This is a genomic window from Stutzerimonas sp. LR2 (assembly GCF_055755175.1).
Genome location: NZ_JBVTRR010000002.1, coordinates 854,884 through 873,054 on the forward strand (window position 1 = coordinate 854,884; position 18,171 = coordinate 873,054).

Here is an 18,171-nt window from a genome sequence, read left to right on the forward strand (position 1 = left end):
GGCGCTCAGGTATAGGGAAGCGCCAGGTAGAACCGATCACCGCGCGAAAGCCGGCGATTCGATTACGCGCACGCCCGTCGCCAAGTTGCCCGCACACTGCCAGCCGGGCAGTTGTCCGATCGGCTACCTCGACGGACTTGGGGCGAATCGACAGAAGCCTGGACGATCCTGCCCGGTATGGTGTGCCTCGATTGACTATCCAGCGACCTGCGGGAGCACAGTCCCGCGAGCTAGGTCGTACGTTCCGCATCAGCGGTGAAAGTCGACAGGGGCAGTCGGCGAAAGCACTGCGCTTCGAAAGACCTGCTGACTGCGAACTGTTGCGACGTGACGACAAGATGTAACGGGTTATTTGCTGCCGTTCATCGATTAATCAAATATTTTTAGGCTGCCAAAAAGGCAGCGGCCGGAAGTAATTCTGTAAAAAATGCAGTTTTGGGGGCGCAGGTATTAGACTCGGCGCTGATCAATCGGGGTTTTTTATTGATCATGGTCAATTCCAGCGTACCGCAGAGTTAATCCTTCGTTTAATCAAGAAAAGTTGAATTTTCAATTCAATTTTATTGATCGTATTATTATCGGAAGGATTCTGGAAAAGCGAAGCGCTCTGTCTAGACTGCGTCTCAAAGGGTATGAGGAGCACGCAGATGCGCTCGTTGCTGGCAATTGCTTCATTAACCGTTTCGCTGTTTTTCGTTCCTCAAACGTGGGCGCAGAAAGCATCTTCCGATGTTTCATATCGACCGGATGTGACGATCACGCTTAGGACGGATATCGCCGACGGCAAGCTTGTATATGTAAGCGAGTCAGGCGCGACGCGTGGCCAGGTCAATCCGGATATCAAAGTTCCGGAGGGCGCGGTAGTTCAAATTAACCTCGTCAATGGCGACGGGGCGGTACATGATATTGTCGTTCCGGAGTTCGATACCAGTTCCAGTGAAGTTTCCGGCAAAGGCGCAGCGACGGCCGTCGTGTTTCGGGCGACGCGCAACGGGAATTTCGAGTACTACTGCAGCCTGCCGGGGCACAAGGCTGCCGGCATGGTCGGGCGGTTAATCGTCGGTGATGGCCCCGACCCAGTCGCCCAGCAGGGCAAGGACCTGACCATGGACCCCTCGAAAGTGGGTGAGCCGGTCGGCAAGCGGGAACCGAAGAACCTGACGATCGATCTGCGCACCACCGAGGAGGAGGGTCGCCTGAGCGACGGCAGCAGTTACCGTTTCTGGACATTCAACGGCACAGTGCCCGGGCCGATGATGCGTATCCGCGAAGGCGATACCGTCACGCTGAACCTGACGAACGAGCCCGACAGCAACCACATCCATTCCATCGATCTGCATGCGGTGACCGGCCCCGGCGGCGGCGCAGCCGTGACCCAGGCGGCCCCCGGGCAGACGCGCTCGTTCACGTTCAAGGCGCTCCAACCAGGGCTGTACGTCTATCACTGCGCAACGCCGATGGTCGCTCAGCACATCACCAATGGGATGTATGGGCTGATCCTGGTGGAGCCCGAGGGTGGGCTCGCGCCTGTCGACCACGAGTTCTATGTGATGCAGGGCGAGCTCTATACCGCAAGTCCGCGGGGCGAGCGCGGGCTGCATGAGTTCTCGCTGGACATGCTGCTGCGCGAGACGCCGCAATTCATGATGTTCAATGGCGCGCTCGACGCGCTGACCAAAACCCATCAGATGACGGTAAAGGCCGGCGATAGCGTGCGCATCTTCTTTGGCGTCGGTGGGCCGAACCTTATCTCCAGCTTCCACGTCATCGGGGAGATTTTCGACCGGGTGTACGACCAGGGGTCGCTCACCAGTGCGCCTTTGACCGACGTGCAGACAACGCTGGTGCCTGCAGGCGGGGCCACAATGGTCGAGTTCGTTGCCGATTACCCAGGTAAGTACACGCTAGTCGATCACGCGCTTTCTCGGGCCGAAAAGGGGCTGGCAGGCGTACTGACCGTGACCGGCGAGGGCGACTCGTCGATCTTCTCCAGCCCGGAGCCGATCGACCCGCATTCCGGACATTGAGTCCCACCGATATCTGTCCTGAGGAGGCGCCATGCAGGCTCGCAAGCTTTATCGCCCGTTGAAACTCCTGAGTGCCGTCGTGCTGCTACTGATGTTTGGGGCCATGCTCTACGCGTTCTCGATGACGTTCATACACTGGACCGGCATCAACGTCTGAGGGGGCGCCATGAACAATCGTCAAGCGAGGCTTTTTGCCATAGCAGCAACTGGGGTGGCCGCGCTCGTGTTTCTCGGGCTCACCCTCGACAGCCACCGCCAATTTCCGGAGCTGACCAACGCCCAGAACATCACGCCGCAGGTCAAACACGGCATGGATGTATGGCACAAGTACAACTGCATCAACTGCCACACGCTGTTCGGGGAGGGGGCCTACTACGCCCCGGATCTTACGAAGATCACCCAGCATCGGGGCGAGCCTTACCTCAAGGCCTACATGCGGGACCCCTCGAAGTTCTACGACGAGAAGATCCATCGCCGGTTGATGCCCAGGCAGGACCTGTCCGAGGAGGAGATCAGCGATCTGATCGCCTTTCTCGACTGGGTGAGCAAGGTCGACAATCAGGGGTGGCCACCTCGTCCGATACTCGTGACCGGCAGTTTCGTACCCGGCGCCGACACCCTGGCGCAAGGCAGCGCTGGTCGTGACGATGCACCGCCCGGAGCGCGGCCAGTGGCGGCCGATGACGACGAGCGCGCACTCGGCGAGAAGGTGTTCCGCACGGCCGTACCGGCCTGCAACGCCTGCCACTCCACTGCGCCCGGGGCGGACATGGCAGGGCCGACACTTGCCGGGATCGCCACACGTGCGGCACGGATCGTGGAGTCGCCTGACTACCAGGGGCAGGCGAAAGACGCCCGCGGCTATATCCATGAATCGATCGTGTCGCCCAGCGCGCACATCGTGCCTGGCGCGATGTACTCGGCGGACGGGACGTCCTTCATGCCCACCGGTTACGACAAGAGCCTGACGCCGGAACAGATTGACCAGCTAACGGCATTTCTCGAAACGCTCAAGTGACCTGCACGGCCAGGCCCTGCCTGGACCGACTCACGACCGCTCAAGGGGAAACTACGATGCGCTATCAGTCTCAATCGGTCGCCTATTGGTATTTCGCCGTTGCGATGGTGCTGTTCGGGCTGCAGCTGGTTTTCGGTCTGCTCTCGGCGACCAAGTACATCGGGCCCGATCCGCTGCTGTATATCCTGCCGTTCGACGTCACCAAGGTCATACACACCAACCTGCTTATCGTGTGGGTGCTGACGGGCTTCATGGGCGCCACTTACTGGATGATTCCGGAAGAGTCACGTGCCGAGCTGCACAGCACCAGGCTGGCCTACCTGCAACTGATCCTCTGGACGCTGATGGGCGTCACCGCGATCATCGGCTACCTGTTCCGCTACGGCACCGGCAACAAGCTGCTGGAACAGCCGCTGCCGCACAAGATCGTGATCGTCATCTGCATGCTTATCTTCCTCTATAACGTCGGGATGACGATTCGCAAGGCTCGGCGCTTCACCACCACCGAGGCCGTGCTAATGATTGGCTTCGTCAGCGCAGCGCTGCTGTACTTACCGGCGCTCCTGCATTACGAGAACTACACGGTGTCGATCTTCTACCGCTGGTGGACCATCCACCTGTGGGTCGAGGGTGTGTGGATGATGATCATGGGTGGTTTCCTGGCCTATCTGCTGATCCGCCTGTCCGGTGCCGATCGCGAGGTCATGGAGAAATGGCTTTACGTCATCGTCGGGCTGGTCTTCATCGCAGGTATTCTCGGCACCGCGCACCATTACTACTGGGTTGGCGTGCCCAGCTACTGGCTACCCATCGGCGGGCTGTTCAGTGCGCTTGAGCCCCTGGCGCTGGTAGGCATGGCCGCCTATGCCTACGGCGCGATTCGCCGTTCGGGACTTGCCCACCCCAACACCCTGGCCTTGCACTGGACAATCGGCAGTGCGGTGTTCTCGCTGTTCGGCGCGGGCTTGCTTGGCTTGGCGCACACCTGGCCGAGCGTCAACAAGTGGACTCACGGCACGCTGATCACCGCGATGCATGGTCACGCAGCGTTCTACGGCGCCTACGCGATGATCGTCCTGGCGATGATCACCTACGCGCTGCCTGCGCTGACGTCGGGACGGCGCGAGCAGGGCAGCAGTTTGGGCTACTGGGCATTCTGGCTGCAGATCAGCGGCATGTTCGGCATGACGCTGTCGTTCGCCACCGCGGGGATTGCGCAGGTCTACCTGGAGCGGATCATGGGAATGGGCTATCTGGATGCACAGCTTAAGATCCAGATCCACTTCGTCATGCTGATCGCAACCGCCTCGCTGTTCACCGTGGGCGTGGCCCTATTCATCTTTGACTTCTTCCGGCATGCGCCGCGCATGGTGGCGAGCGAACCGGCCGTCAGCGGAACGGAGGTTCATTCAACGTGAGCCTTCCTGAAAATGCTGCGCAGCTGCAAGCCAGTCCGGCACCGTTCTACCTGCCCAGCGGCAACGAGGTCACACTGTTCGAGCACTGCCATGCCCGTGGCTTAGCGGTGATGCTCAAGGGGCCGACGGGTTGCGGCAAGACCCGCTTGGTCGAGCACATGGCCTGGCGCCTGCAGCGCCCTCTGATCACCATCGCCTGCCATGACGACCTGTCGGCCAGCGACCTGATCGGCCGCTTTCTAATCCGTCACGATGGCACGGCTTGGCAGGACGGCCCGTTGACCCGGGCGGTACGCGAAGGCGCCATCTGCTACCTGGACGAGATCGTCGAGGCAAGGCAGGACACCGTGGTGGTGCTGCATGCGCTAACCGACCACAGGCGAGTGCTGCCGATCGACAAGACTGGCGAGCTGCTCAGCGCGCCGTCCGGCTTCCAGCTGGTGATTTCCTACAACCCGGGCTATCAGCGGATGCTCAAGGACCTCAAGCCCAGTACGCGGCAGCGGTTCGTGGCGATGGACCTGGATTTCCCGGAAGCGGACATAGAAGCGCAGATCGTGCAGTACGAGAGTGGTGTGGATGCGGCAACGGCGCGTTCGCTGGTAGCCCTTGCTGGCCGCCTGCGCGCCTTGCGCGACCGTGGCCTGGTAGAGGTGCCCAGCACCCGCCTGCTGGTAGCGGCAGGCGCCCTGTGCGCACAGGGAATCGATGTTCGCCAGGCGTGCCGGGCGGCCATCGTTGCGCCGCTCTCGGATGACGAGTCACTGGTCGGTGCAATGCGCGACCTGGTCGACGGCTCCTTCGTATAGCCATGGCCGAGGCCGAAGAGGTCATCACCGACGCCGCGCGGCATGCCACCGTGTTTGCCCAGCGGTTGTGGCGCCGTCATCGGCCACCGGCTTGCTCGCCACCTGTATTGTCAATCGCACAGGTGAGCGAGCGGCTCGACCTTTTGGTATCAGCCTTTCTCGGACATAGTGTTCGGCTTCGGGTGGCGCAGACGCCGGCACGCCTAACCTGGCTCGCACGCTGGTATGGTCGTGGTCAGCCCATGCAGCGCGACGCGATGCCGGCAACCGATGGCGCGAGCATCTGGCTGCCACAGAGCCTCGGCATTGCCGATCATGACCGTGCGTTCACGCTGTACAAGGCGATGGCGCTGCTGCAGGCGGCGCGCATTCATCGCGGCAGTGCGTCGGTGGGCTGGCGCGACCTGAAACCGCTGGCCGGCGCGCTCTACCGGCTCATCGAGGCGCACGCCTGCGAGCGTCACGTGTTGGCCGAGCTACCCGGATTTGCCGGCGCGATCACGGCGTTGCGTGCCGAATGCCTGGTGCGGCGTCCTCCCTCGGCATCCATCGCCGCACCGCTGCGGTCGCTGGATGCCCGCGCCCGACGGTTGCTGGCCGGGCAAGCACCTGGCTTCGCCTGCACGACAGAGCCCGGTGAGTCGCTGAGCTTGGCCAAGGAGCTTCTGGAGTACTGGCAGTTGCCCGAACCGGGCAGCGCCATCCGCGAGCCGCTATATGTTGATTGGTGGCTGGGCGGGCTGCTCGAGCCGCTACCCGTTGTGCCGGCACCGGGCCCGACCGCGCAGCAGTCAAGGGATCAACCTGCCCGTAGCACCCGCCTGCAGCGACGGCCCGAGGTGCGCAAGGCGGGTGACGATGAGCAGCGCGAGGACGAGCGGGGTCCACTCATGGTGCAGCTCGACGAGCCACACCCGCATGCCGAGGATCCCATGGGCCTGCAGCGGCCGATCGATCGGGACGAGGACGACGATGCACAGCTGTATGGCGAACTGGTCAGCGAGCTGAAGCAGGCGCGCCTGGTCAACTCACCGGGCCGGCCGGCTGAGGTCCTGCTGTCCGACGATCCGCCCGATAGTCCGTACAGAGAGGGGCCGGGCGCTGCAACGTCCGGCAGTGGCGCCTGCTGTTACCCCGAGTGGGACTATCGCGCCGGCTGCTATGTCATTCAGGGCGCGCGCGTTCGTGAGGGGCAGGCGGGGCAGGGGAGTCGCAGCTGGGTCGAGCACACTTTGGAAACCCACCAGGCGCTGATCCAGGGTATCAAGCGGCGCTTCGAGCTACTGCGGGCCCGGCGTCTGTGGCTGCGTAAACAGCCCGATGGCGATGAGCTCGATCTAGATGCCTACGTCGAGGCGGCCGCCGACCAGCGTGCCGGCCATGGCTTGGGTGACCGCCTTTATCGACTGCAGCGGGCAGCACAGCGAGACCAGGCGATTCTCTTGCTGATCGATATCAGCGGGTCGACCGATAGCTGGATCGCGGCTGGCCGGCGGGTAATCGATGTTGAGCGCGAAGCACTGCTGCTGGTTTGCATTGCCCTGCAGAGCCTCGCGGTGCCCTACGCCGTGCAGGCATTTTCCGGACAGGGTCGCGAGGGTGTGGTCGTGCGTCGGGTCAAGGACTTCGATGAGGCATTCGACGAAGCGGTGGCCTTGCGGATTGCAGCACTTGAACCCGAGCACTTCACGCGCTGTGGTGCTGCCATCCGGCACGCCACCGCCAGCCTGATGACGCAGCAGGCGGGGCATCGGTTGTTGCTCATGCTGTCCGATGGCAAGCCCAGTGACGACGATGCCTATGGCGGGCGCTACGGCGTCGAGGACAGCCGGCAGGCGGTGATCGAGGCCTCACTGCAAGGCGTGTCGCCGTTCTGCTTGACGATCGACCGCCAGGCCGGTGCTTACCTACCTCGCATCTTCGGCGCGAGCCGCTACGCACTGCTGCCGCGTGCGGAACTGCTTCCAACGGTGCTGCTGGACTGGATGCGGCGGCTGCTGCAAGGCTAGAACGCAGAAGCGCGAGTTGGGGGCAACTCCCTGTCGTAGTAAATTGCCTGCAGAAAGGCCCCAGCGGGGGCCTTTTTTGCGATCGCTCTATCAGCGCACCCTGAATCGATTGACCAGGGCCGTCAGCCGGGCATTGGTGCCAAGCAGGGACTCGGTGCTTCGGTCGACGCTCACACCGCTCTCGACCAGCTCGTCGACAACATGCCTCACGGCGACCATGTTCCGGTTGATCTCCTCGGCGACGGCGCTCTGCTCTTCGGCTGCGGTGGCGATCTGGGTGCTCAGGTCATTGATGTGAACGACCGAACTGGTCATCTCATCAAGGCCAACGGTGACCTGAGCGGTTTTGTCCGCGGTCGCCTGGCAGCTGGCCTTGGTCTGTTCCATCGCCTGCACGGCGGAACCGACCGCATCCTTCAGTCGTTGCAGCGTTTCATTGATTTCGGACGTGCTCTGCTGGGTGCGCGCTGCAAGCGCGCGAACCTCGTCGGCGACGACCGCGAAGCCACGTCCCTGTTCGCCGGCTCGGGCCGCCTCGATGGCCGCATTCAGCGCAAGCAGGTTGGTCTGCCCCGCGATGTCCCCGATGACGCCCAATACGTCGTTGATGCGCTGGGCGTCGGCTTGCATCGCCTGCACTTTCGCCGTTGCGCTTTCCACCTCGCTAACAAGGGAGCGTACGCTGGTCGATGCATCGTCGACCACCAGCTTGGAGGAGACTGCGTTGTGATTGGCCGTCTGGGTGAAGGTCGCCGTGTCGCTGGCGCTCTGGGCAACCGATTCAGCCGTCGAGCTCATCTCGTTGATGGCCGTGACGGCCTGGTCCGTTTCCGAAGCGTGCCGGCTCAGCGCTTCATTGGTCGAACGCGATAGCTGCTTGAGCTGGGCGATCTCGGATTGGATCTGGGTGGTGGCATCGCTTACATCGATCATCATCTTCTGCAAGTAGCCGATGAAACCGTTGACTGAGCGGCCTACCTGGTCGACTTCGTCCTCGCCCTTGATATCGATACGTTTGGTCAGGTCGGCGTCGCCCGCGGACAGGGAATCGATGTTTATCTTCAGGACCGTAAGTCGCTTCATTAGCTGGCTGATCGCAACCAGCATCAGCGCAAGCAGGACAATCACCATGGGGATCTGCAGGAAGGCGAGCGTCCCGAGCATCTCATCGCTTCGTTCCTCGAGTTTGGCAGTCGGCAGGGCTGCGGCGAGGAACCACGGCGTACCTTCGATTGGCTCAATGAAGAAACTGAACGCGTCGCCGGCCTTGCTGGTGTACAGGTCGCGGCGCAAGGCTTGCGTCGGGCTGGTGAGAGCCTTTTGCACCGCCGCGATGAACGGCGATTGGCTGGCCAGTTCCGACACGTTGCGCAGCACCATGTCCGAGCCAAGCTGCGGCTGGTTGCTGAGGATCTTGCCGTCGGCCTCGACGATCATGACCTCGCCGCCGATCTCGTCCTGCTTCTCGGCCACCAGACGGTTGAAGAAGCCTAGGGTCAGGTCGATAGTCGAGACGCCCCAGGGCGTGCCGTCCTTATAGATGGTCATGGCGCAGTTCGTGCGCGGCTCGGCACTGGCGTCATCCTGGTAGGCCGCGGCCCAGACACATTTGCCGCGCGGCGCCTGCAGGCCCCCCTTATGCCAGGGCTCCTCGAAGTAGTTGCGCGATTCGGCCGAGTTCCAGTGGGTATTGACGATCAGTTTCCCGGACGCATTGCGGTGATAGAAGGTGCTGTGCTTGGCGCGACCCGGCGTGCGGACCTCGGGAAGTGGCCAGATCCCACCACCGAAAACCTTGATGTCGCCGTACTGGTCCACGAGACCCGGCAGGACTCGATCGATCTCGTCACTGGCGAGCATCGGCACCGTCTGGGTGATACTGCGTGCCTGCGCCTCGACACGGGCCAGTTCCATCGAGATGTGTTCGCCGATCTCGGTGACCTGCGACATGACGATGGTTTCGCCTGCCTCCATAAGCTGTGGGGTAACGAAGCGCTTGATGCCCAGCATCGTGAGCAGCATGACCAGAAGAACGAAGCCGATGAAGGCGGCTGTGTAACGAGCTTTGATGGTACGCAAAGAGAGCATGGATCCTGAACCTTGAGACAGCCTGTCCGAAGCGGTGCACGGCAATGGTGCGCTATCGGCTTGTTGACCGATTAGTTAAGAAATCGGCGACTAGCGGTCGCAAGGGCTCAGGGCAGGCTTCACACACTGCGTGTAAATAGAAGTAGAGGGCTCGGCTGGGAGCAGATCCTGTGGTGGGAGTCTTGCGGGGACCCGTTGAGCATCGTTGAACATCGTAGGGCGTTGATTGCAGTAGGACGCCGTTAAAAAAGTTTTTAAAAACAAGACGATAGGTGTTCGATAACCCGCATGGGGTGCAAGGGGTAGAGTGTTCGAATCACTCCGTCCCGACCAAATAACTCCACGACTTAGGCCAGTTCAGAGATGAGCTGGTCTTTTTCGTTTCAGGGACTTTTGCGGGACTTTTCATCCTGCCTTCCTCCTCAGTATCGTCAGCGCCGGTCCCCTCGAATCCGTTGCCGATATCTTGTTGGCCTCATCGATCAGCTTGCCCAGTTCGGCCTCCAGGAGTGGCTGGTGATGCTGCCTTTTTTTGTGGCCCAACAGGTCCTTCCTGTCTTCCTCCGTCACGCCGACGGCGCGAAGCCTGCGACCGAACGTGTACTTAAGGTCATACACGCGGATCGACGCAAACCCGTTGGTGCTGCTCGGTTGAAGCGCTGCTCAGACAGCGGGCCAGTGCCGCGGCGACGAGGGAGGCGTTCGATACACCTTCTTGGGTGCGAGCTCGTCGAGACGACCGGCGTGTTCGGGCTCGATGAAAAGGTTCAGCCGCGTGCGTCTCATAGTTCGCCGTGACTCTGCTGGTCAATCGCGCCGAAGAACCGCAGGTCTTGGCAGATCGAGTTCGAACTCATAGCGTCTTGCTCGATGGGCCATTCGTATGCGGCTCGAATGCCATTGGCGTCACGGCCAGCGTGGGATGGTGCTCAGGCGCGAAGACGAAGGCGCGGAACGCACGTTCCGGCGGACGGACGAGGCGATTATTGCGCAAAGTCCAATGGCCGAAATCGCATTGAGCTGGCTTGAGCCTGAGCCACCACTTGGCAACTGATCTTGAGCGGCAGCTATCCGATCACAGCGGAGATCAGCGTCGGCTGTCTGAGCCGCCGGCCGGTGCCCCGGACTTGGGTTCCCCAATCAGGTCGATCACGATGTCGATGAACTTGGTGACATCGAAGGGTTTTTGCAGAATATGATCGAAAAGTCCTGGGGCCTGGCTGGCCAGCCCAGCGTGGCCGCCGCTCATGAGCACGATCGGAATATGTGACCACTCAGCGTGTCGGCGAATCTCCTCGGCCAGCTCCAAGCCATTCATCAAAGGCATCATGAAATCGCATACAACCAGCGATAGTCCTTCGCGATGCAAGGCGTCCAGTGCCTTCTTGCCATTGCTTGCTTGCGTGACCATGAAGCCTACGTCTTCAAGCGCAAGGGTCAGGACCTCGACAATCAAGTATTCATCATCGACTACCAAGACCGTTGTCATGGATAAAACCTTATCGACCGCTAGCGATCTTGCGGTGTGTGTGTGCCGTTCGACGTCAATGAGTAACCACCCAGTCCGATCTGGGCGGACAGCGTGGTGCGCTCATAGGGGCCGTTGCGGCGTTTTATGATCCTCAGAGTTGGCTCGCTGGTGCCTGGCCCCTCGGTGAAGCCGGCCAGAATGACGTTATCGAACAGGCTGCAAAGCTCTGCCGGAGGCGCCACGGGGGCATTCGCAGCGAAGAAATTGAGCTCCCACGTTGCCACCATCGTGGTACCCAGTGCGCGCGCCTCGTTCACCAGAGCGCTGACGAATTCCAATTGTCGGCCTTGCTGCAAGCTGGGGCGTGTTAGCGCGGCCAATGTGTCAATTACGATGCGAGAAAGCTGCTTGTGTCTGATCCGGGCGAGCATATCCAACGCCATCCGATCAGGAATGAACTGTGTCGTTGGTTGCCAGTGAAAGTCGAGACGCCCTTGCTCAACCGGCTTTTCAAGCCCGAGCTCAAGCTGACCTGATTTCCTGAGCAGTTGTTCGGGCGACTCGACGAAACCGAAGAAAGCCCCATGTTCGTCCGGTGCCGCGCCGGCAAGGAAATTGAGCGCAAAAGTCGTCTTGCCTGCACCGGAGGGACCAATGACCAGCGTTGCGCTGCGCTCGATGAACCCGCCACCCAAGGCTTCATCCAGGCCCCCAATGCCGGTTGGTAGCATTCGCTCGCCGAGTGAGAGTGGGGCAGTTGGCTGGCTCAACAGTGCTTCGATTCGAGGATAAATGGCAATTCCATTGCTAGTGATCTCGTACTCGTGCTCCCCGGAAACATAGTCCGAGCCCCGGTACTTGTGCACGCCGAGCCGGCGATAGGAGCGCATGCCGACCCGTTCTTCCTTGAGGGAGAACACGCCATCAACCATCGTCAGCTCCGGGCTGCCATGATCAATCTCTGCACTGGTCAAAAGCAGCGTGGTGCAACCGGCAAAACTGGCGTGTACCTGAAGCTCGGCGACAAACTTCTTCGTGTTCAGTGGGGTGTCCGAGCGGCTACGGACGTTCATCAGCCCGTCGAGGACCAGAAGGGTGGCCTTGTGCCGGATGATCTCGCGGCGAAGCAGCTTCAGGACCTCGTCGAGCCCCTCGTTCTCGAGTGTGTCGAAGGCGCTGACGTACAGCATGCCTGCGCCTATCTCGGCTGAGTTGAAGAAACTGAGCGTCGACAGGTACTGGAAGAGGCGGTCGTGCGGCTCTGAAAGGAGCGAGGCGAAAATGACTTTTCCGCCTTGGGCCGTGTGATGGAAGGCGACCTGGTTAGCGAAGATGGTCTTGCCCGAACCCGGTCGTCCTTGAATTAAATAAGCGGCCCCGGCGACGAAACCGCCGTGGGTAATGGCGTCTAGACCATCTATACCGCTTTCCAAGCGCTCAAGTGCTTTCACGTCAATCTGCCTGGTGAATGAGGGCGTTGGGGAATTTGTCTCGGGGCCTGGCTACAAGTGCGCCGGATGTACGATTTGGCCGACGCAGGAATGCTTCGAACCGGCACATTTTTCGTTTCCCGTTGCGATAGCGGACATGTCAGGTCGCTCAGAGTAACCAGGCGTAACGTTAAACCTGACTATGAAATAAAGCGGGCAATGTAACACAGGGTTTGTACCGTCTGCCGCTGACGTTAATGAGTCGGTGATTTAGGCAATGGGCTCGACATGGGAACCCTCTTTTCTCGGGTTTTGCTGGGGATTCGATCTATACCAAGCTGCCCAGCGAATTACCGCCGTGCCGCCCGCGGGAACTTGGTCGCGCGTTTCGGCGGCGACGAGTCCGTGATCTTGGCCCGCAGCACCGCCTTGGAACTAGAATGGGCCTGATCGCCCTGCATCGAGGCCCCCGCTGGTCGACGGTTCCAATACCTCTCACTCGGGCGCCTTGATCGGGATCCGCCTTTTCCCCGAGAGGGGCATACCGCCGCGGACCTTATGCTTAGCGCGAACATCGGCTCGCAACCCCAAGCAGGGAAGGGCTCTGGCGCGGTCGGTAAACTGTTGCCGCTGCAATTGCGTACTTCAGCGTTGGTAGAGCTGACCCCAGCCTGCGCAGGCGCGCACCGGTTTCCACGCAAGCTGGTTGGAACTCGAAGTGACCGAGGGCGCCCTGATAGACGACGCCAAGGCATCCCGCCCGGTAACGGAAGGCGCAGGCGCAAGGCGTCCGGCGTGCGGGCGACGACTTCGGTACCGGCTACGCGGCGCCGGTCCTATCTCGCCGATCCCCCATCGACGTCGTCAAGCTGGACCGGTCGTGACGGGAATTGCGGGAGACGTTGACCGGTATTCTTCACGTGCACCATCGTGGATATGGCTCGCTCGCTGAAACTGCATGTCGTAGGGTGTCGAGGATGCCGAGATAATGGAGCTGTTGCGAGTAGTGGGACACGACTAGGGGCCAAGCTATCTTTTCGCCCCTATCGCTCGATTCGCCAGGCTGCCGTAGATCGCGAAACGGCAGAACGACCAAAATCCGTCTTAAAAAGCTGTTGACAAGAACAATTATGCACATATGGCTACCACTTCGGCGCGGCTGCCTAACCGGCTGATGCGACGCGTTGGCGCAGCTCGATAAGTGACTGATTTATAAGGGGTAAGGCGAGCTGAACAAAATCTCGCCGATCTGTTTGCGATCCGCGCCAGACGGGCGTTTGCGCCAGCCATCCAAAATTTGCTCACAGTCTTATCCACAGCTTCTGTGGATAAGGATCTAACTCCTAACCGTAGCGGGGTTTTGCAGCGCCAAATTGACCCGCATCAGAATAGGCGGGCATTGTTACCGTCTTGAGAACGGCGGGAGAGGTCGATGGGGGCGGTATAGGCGTGCTATTGCCGATTCACGCATCGCGTTTACGATCTCGGTTCTAGATGTTTGCCACGTACCCTGCCACCTAACGCTCTCGCAATTATGCAGCTGAGAATCAGAATCACACTCATCGAATGCCTCTTCGACTGCTACCCCTGTGCCTGATCGCACTCGGCATTCGCCGTACGAAGCCCAGATATTTCTTGACTTTTAGCAGTTCCGGCGCAGAGTTTGTAAAGTACTGTAAAAAACCCCTTGGGCTTGGCTGAATTTGGTTTTCCGGCGCTTGTCATGCCGCGCTTGCCGTTCGATTGGCTAGGCATGCTGAAGCTGGCGTTGGATATTCAGGAAACCGGTAAGCAGCAGGATTTCCCTCGACGGTCTCGATGTCGAGGAAAAGGACATCCAGATCACGCCCGACAACGACGTGCCGATGGTGCGAGGTGAAAGCGCCAGGAGCAAGAGAAGAGCGAAGCGGCTTTTCTCGTGTCGAACTTCCCTACGGCAGTTTCCAGTGTGCACTGAACCTGCCCGACGATACCAACCAGGATTCGAAGCGCGAAGCAAGTGCACCGAAGCACGGCCGTTCGATTCCGATTGAAGCTGAGTCGGATATTTCCATTGCGGTCGCCACGAGGTCCACCAGGAAACGAGGCGCCGCGGCCTGCGGCCCTCGTCATCTCAATGACCAAGGAGCGTCCGCATGGCCAGGAAGCAATGTCAAATCTGCGGCCAACCCGCCACGGCGCGGGTGGAAGCCAATCTCAATGGTCGCCTCACCACCATGCTGTTGTGTGACGATCACTACCGCCAACTGGTGCGCCAGCAAAAGCGCGCCATTTCCCCGCTGGAAGCCCTTTTCGGCTCGCGCAGCGGCCTGTTCGAAGATTTTCTCGGCAGCGATTTCTTCCGCATCGGAGAAGAGTCGGCACCGGCTGCAGCCGCTGCCGATGAAGTGGACGATGCGCCGTTTGGCGAACCAGCCTCCACAGCATCTGGCATGCCGCGCCGTCGCGGTAGCGGGTTGGCCAGCCGCATCAGCGAGCACTCCGAGGCGCTGTTGCAGGAAGCCGCCAAGCATGCCGCGGACTTCGGTCGCTCCGAAGTCGATACGGAACACCTGCTGCTGGCGCTGGCCGACAGCGATGTGATCAAGACCATCCTGAGCCAGTTCAAGATCAAGGTCGATGACCTCAAACGCCAGATCGAAGCCGAAGCCAAGCGCGGCGATAAGCCGTTCGAAGGCGAGATCGGCGTGTCGCCGCGGGTGAAGGATGCGCTCAGTCGCGCTTTCGTCGCTTCCAATGAATTAGGACATTCCTACGTCGGGCCCGAACACTTCCTGATCGGTCTGGCCGAAGAGGGCGAGGGGCTGGCCGCCAACTTGCTGCGCCGCTATGGCCTCACGCCGCAGGCCCTGCGCCAGCAGGTAAACAAGGTGGTCGGCAAAGGTGCGGAGGATGGCCGCGCCGAGACGCCGACCAATACGCCGGAGCTCGACAAGTATTCGCGCGATCTCACCAAGATGGCCCATGCGGGCAAGCTGGATCCGGTAATCGGCCGCGCGCAGGAAATCGAAACCACCATCGAGGTGCTGGCGCGGCGCAAGAAGAACAACCCCGTATTGATCGGCGAGCCTGGCGTGGGCAAGACCGCCATCGTCGAGGGGTTGGCGCAGCGCATGGTGGCCGGCGAGGTGCCCGAGACGCTGCGCGACAAGCGCCTGGTGGAGCTGAACATCAATTCCATGGTGGCCGGCGCGAAGTACCGTGGCGAGTTCGAGGAGCGGGTGCAGAAGGTGCTGAAGGAGATCTCCGAGCACCAGGGCGAGATGATCCTCTTCATCGACGAGGTGCACACCATCGTAGGTGCCGGCCAGGGCGGCGGCGAAGGCGGGTTGGATGTGGCCAACGTCTTCAAGCCGATGATGGCGCGCGGTGAGCTGAACCTGATCGGCGCGACGACGCTCAACGAGTACCAGAAGTACATAGAGAAGGACGCCGCGCTGGAGCGGCGCTTCCAGCCGGTCATGGTGCCCGAGCCAACGGTGGCGCAGACCATCATGATCCTGCGCGGCCTGCGCGATACCTTCGAAGCGCACCACAAGGTCAGCATCACCGAGGACGCGATCATCGCGGCCGCCGAGCTGTCCGATCGCTACGTCACTGCGCGCTTTTTGCCGGACAAGGCCATCGATCTGCTCGATCAGGCTGCCGCCCGCGTGAAGCTGTCGGCGACGGCCCGCCCCGTGGCGGTGCAGGAGTTGGAGGCCGAGCTGCACCAGTTGCGCCGGGAGCAGGACTACCTGGCCTCCCGCAAGCAATACGACAATGCGGCGGAGGTCGGTAAACGCATCGAAACCAAGGATGCCGAACTCAAGACGCAGGTCGAGGACTGGGAGCGCGAGCGGGGCTCGGGCAGCGCCGAAGTCAAGGCGGAACACGTGGCCCAGATCGTCTCGCGTCTGACCGGCATCCCGCTCAATGAGCTGACGGTGGAGGAGCGCGAGAAGCTGCTGCACCTGGAGGAGCGTCTGCACGAGCGCCTGGTGGGGCAGGACGAGGCGGTACGCGGTGGCGGATGCGGTGCGGCTGTCGCGCGCGGGTCTGCGCGAAGGCAGCAAGCCCGTGGCCACGTTCCTGTTCCTGGGTCCCACCGGCGTCGGCAAGACCGAACTCGCCAAGGCGCTGGCCGAGTCCGTCTACGGCAACGAGGGCGCCCTGTTGCGCATCGACATGTCGGAGTACGGCGAGCGTCATACCGTGGCGCGGCTGGTGGGCGCTCCGCCGGGCTACGTCGGCTATGACGAAGGCGGCCAGCTCACGGAGAAGGTCCGTCGCAAGCCCTACAGCGTGCTGCTGCTCGACGAGATCGAGAAGGCCCACCCCGATGTCTACAACATCCTGCTACAGGTGTTCGACGACGGGCGACTTACCGACGGCAAGGGTCGCGTGGTGGACTTCACCAACACCATCATCATCGCCACCTCCAACCTAGGCTCCGACATCATTCAGCGCCGGCTGAAGGCGCGCGGAGCGGCCGGCGAGGAGTACGAGAAGACCAAGGCAGAGGTGATGGACGTGCTGCGCGGGCACTTCCGCCCCGAATTCCTCAACCGCATCGACGAGCTCATCGTCTTCCATGCGTTGGGCAGGGAGGAGATCCGCCACATCGTCGGCCTGCAACTCGATCGCGTGGCCCGCAGTGCCGCAAGCCAGGGCGTAACGCTGACGTTCGATGGGACGCTGGTCGATCACTTCGCGGAAGAAGGCTACAAGCCCGAATTCGGCGCTCGCGAGCTCAAGCGACTGATTCGCAGCGAGTTGGAAACGGCACTGGCGCGCGAGATGCTCGGCGGTGGCATCGGCAAGGGCGATCACGCCTATGCACGTTGGGACGACAAGGCGGAGCGGGTCGCGTTCGACCGCAAGCAACCCGCTCCGACCAGCGCCGAAGCACCCTCTGGATCTGCGCAACCGCCGGGCCCGCCCAGGGAGTCGAGCAAGGGAACGCGCAAGAAGAAGTCCGAAAGTGGCAAGGCATGAAGCACGGGGCTGCCCTAATCCTGAAAATGGGAGACGGGCAGCCCGTCCATCCAGGTGCGGCGTCCCTGCGTGCGCGTGGGGGAGTACGCGCCGCATCCTGTCGTGACGACCTGTTGGTCTGCCGATATCGCCCGCCAAATGACCACGTGCTTCGGCATGGACGAAGGCCTGGACTGGCGCAAGAGGCGTAGCGACCGCGATTTTTTAGGAGTGGCCTGTTTCTGAAGGAGTGGCGCATGAACAGCAATCAGACCGGGACGACACTTGAACGACTCCGCCGTGACTGGGCGGTGATGACGTTTTACGAACGCTTCGAGCAGGCCGTCGCCATCATCCTTTCAGCGGTGATCGCGGTGATTATCCTGGTGTCCCTGGTGCAGCTGATTCAGATTGTCTTCAGCCTGCTGATCATCGATGCATTCAATCCGCTCGACCACAAGATCTTCCAGAGTGTGTTCGGCATGATCATGACGCTTCTGATCGCGATGGAATTCAAGCACTCCATCGTGCGCGTGGCCTTGCGCCGTGACAGCATCATTCAGGTCAAGACGGTCATCCTGATCGGGTTGATTGCCCTGTCCCGCAAGTTCGTGATTCTCGATCCCGATGTCGGCCCGGCCAAAGTCGCCGCATTGGCCGGCGCCACTCTGGCCCTGGGGCTGACCTATTGGCTGTTGCGTGAGCGCGATGACCGAATCGTCTAGGACGCCACGGCTGCCAGCGGGTGGCCCAGGCCACAAACGTCGAGTCTGGCTACGGCATCGCTTGAGCGACCGCCTGAAGACAGCACTGCCGGTTTGGACTTCGATCGGTATCGCCGCACTCGCCGGCGGCCTTTTACTCGGCGAAAGGGGGCTATGGATCGCCCCGGGAGCAAGCCTACTTGCCTTGTTATTCGAACCGGCGGCAGCTGCAGCGCCGACG

The 18,171-nt window shown here is 61.3% G+C and carries 10 protein-coding genes and 3 pseudogenes; 9 read left to right on the forward strand and 4 right to left on the reverse strand.

Features of this window, described 5'->3' with window-relative positions:
* Window positions 1–647: 647 nt before the first annotated feature.
* The 6 genes from nirK to ACVRRC_RS10560 are packed head-to-tail and all read left to right on the forward strand — an operon-like array spanning window position 648 to window position 7,281.
* Entirely contained in the window at window positions 648–2,027 is a 1,380-nt protein-coding gene (nirK, locus tag ACVRRC_RS10535; RefSeq protein ID WP_219853309.1) for a copper-containing nitrite reductase, read from the forward strand.
* 31 nt (window positions 2,028–2,058) lie between these two features.
* Window positions 2,059–2,184, forward strand: a complete 126-nt coding sequence (locus ACVRRC_RS10540) for a hypothetical protein (RefSeq protein ID WP_256069373.1) — start codon at window positions 2,059–2,061, stop codon at window positions 2,182–2,184.
* Between the two features lie 9 nt (window positions 2,185–2,193).
* Window positions 2,194–3,045, forward strand: coding sequence for a c-type cytochrome (locus tag ACVRRC_RS10545; protein WP_019406900.1), 852 nt, complete (start codon window positions 2,194–2,196; stop codon window positions 3,043–3,045).
* Between the two features lie 56 nt (window positions 3,046–3,101).
* Window positions 3,102–4,463 (forward strand): cbb3-type cytochrome c oxidase subunit I, encoded by a 1,362-nt coding sequence (locus tag ACVRRC_RS10550; protein WP_048329016.1) that lies wholly within the window; start codon window positions 3,102–3,104, stop codon window positions 4,461–4,463.
* Window positions 4,460–5,272: a CbbQ/NirQ/NorQ/GpvN family protein gene (locus ACVRRC_RS10555; RefSeq protein WP_045159540.1), complete on the forward strand. Its 813-nt coding sequence runs from the start codon at window positions 4,460–4,462 to the stop codon at window positions 5,270–5,272. Before ACVRRC_RS10550 ends, ACVRRC_RS10555 begins: the two co-directional genes overlap by 4 nt.
* 2 nt (window positions 5,273–5,274) lie before the next feature.
* On the forward strand, window positions 5,275–7,281 hold the full coding sequence (locus ACVRRC_RS10560; RefSeq protein ID WP_472996984.1) for a nitric oxide reductase activation protein NorD: 2,007 nt from the start codon (window positions 5,275–5,277) through the stop codon (window positions 7,279–7,281).
* A 90-nt stretch (window positions 7,282–7,371) separates the two neighbouring features.
* Here ACVRRC_RS10560 and ACVRRC_RS10565 read toward each other — a convergent pair whose 3' ends face one another.
* The 4 genes and pseudogenes from ACVRRC_RS10565 to ACVRRC_RS10580 form a co-directional block, all read right to left on the reverse strand.
* Complete coding sequence (locus ACVRRC_RS10565) at window positions 7,372–9,369, reverse strand: methyl-accepting chemotaxis protein (RefSeq protein WP_061373402.1); 1,998 nt, start codon at window positions 9,367–9,369, stop codon at window positions 7,372–7,374.
* Window positions 9,370–9,774: 405 nt separating this feature from the next.
* Window positions 9,775–10,034: pseudogene (locus ACVRRC_RS10570) on the reverse strand (tyrosine-type recombinase/integrase); the annotation flags it as partial.
* 422 nt (window positions 10,035–10,456) lie between these two features.
* Complete coding sequence (locus ACVRRC_RS10575) at window positions 10,457–10,858, reverse strand: response regulator (protein ID WP_045159543.1); 402 nt, start codon at window positions 10,856–10,858, stop codon at window positions 10,457–10,459.
* A gap of 20 nt (window positions 10,859–10,878) precedes the next feature.
* Window positions 10,879–12,291 carry an ATPase domain-containing protein gene (locus tag ACVRRC_RS10580; RefSeq protein WP_011913479.1) on the reverse strand — a complete coding sequence of 471 codons (1,413 nt, stop codon included), beginning with the start codon at window positions 12,289–12,291 and terminating at the stop codon, window positions 10,879–10,881.
* Between the two features lie 1,681 nt (window positions 12,292–13,972).
* On the opposite strand from ACVRRC_RS10580, the pseudogene ACVRRC_RS10585 reads away from it, so the two are divergent.
* The 3 genes and pseudogenes from ACVRRC_RS10585 to ACVRRC_RS10595 form a co-directional block, all read left to right on the forward strand.
* Window positions 13,973–14,307, forward strand: a pseudogene (locus ACVRRC_RS10585) (Hsp20/alpha crystallin family protein); the annotation flags it as partial.
* A gap of 98 nt (window positions 14,308–14,405) precedes the next feature.
* Window positions 14,406–17,247 (forward strand): annotated as a pseudogene (clpK, locus tag ACVRRC_RS10590) (heat shock survival AAA family ATPase ClpK).
* Between the two features lie 236 nt (window positions 17,248–17,483).
* Window positions 17,484–17,951: a phosphate-starvation-inducible PsiE family protein gene (locus ACVRRC_RS10595; RefSeq protein ID WP_011913477.1), complete on the forward strand. Its 468-nt coding sequence runs from the start codon at window positions 17,484–17,486 to the stop codon at window positions 17,949–17,951.
* Window positions 17,952–18,171 lie beyond the last annotated feature (220 nt).

Bases quoted from the DNA above. Each gene is read 5' to 3' on its own strand.
- nirK (WP_219853309.1), top strand. From the start codon at position 648: ATGCGCTCGTTGCTGGCAATTGCTTCATTAACCGTTTCGCTGTTTTTC.
- ACVRRC_RS10540 (WP_256069373.1), top strand. From the start codon at position 2,059: ATGCAGGCTCGCAAGCTTTATCGCCCGTTGAAACTCCTGAGTGCCGTC.
- ACVRRC_RS10545 (WP_019406900.1), top strand. From the start codon at position 2,194: ATGAACAATCGTCAAGCGAGGCTTTTTGCCATAGCAGCAACTGGGGTG.
- ACVRRC_RS10550 (WP_048329016.1), top strand. From the start codon at position 3,102: ATGCGCTATCAGTCTCAATCGGTCGCCTATTGGTATTTCGCCGTTGCG.
- ACVRRC_RS10560 (WP_472996984.1), top strand. From the start codon at position 5,275: ATGGCCGAGGCCGAAGAGGTCATCACCGACGCCGCGCGGCATGCCACC.
- ACVRRC_RS10565 (WP_061373402.1), bottom strand. From the start codon at position 9,369: ATGCTCTCTTTGCGTACCATCAAAGCTCGTTACACAGCCGCCTTCATC.
- ACVRRC_RS10575 (WP_045159543.1), bottom strand. From the start codon at position 10,858: ATGACAACGGTCTTGGTAGTCGATGATGAATACTTGATTGTCGAGGTC.
- ACVRRC_RS10595 (WP_011913477.1), top strand. From the start codon at position 17,484: ATGAACAGCAATCAGACCGGGACGACACTTGAACGACTCCGCCGTGAC.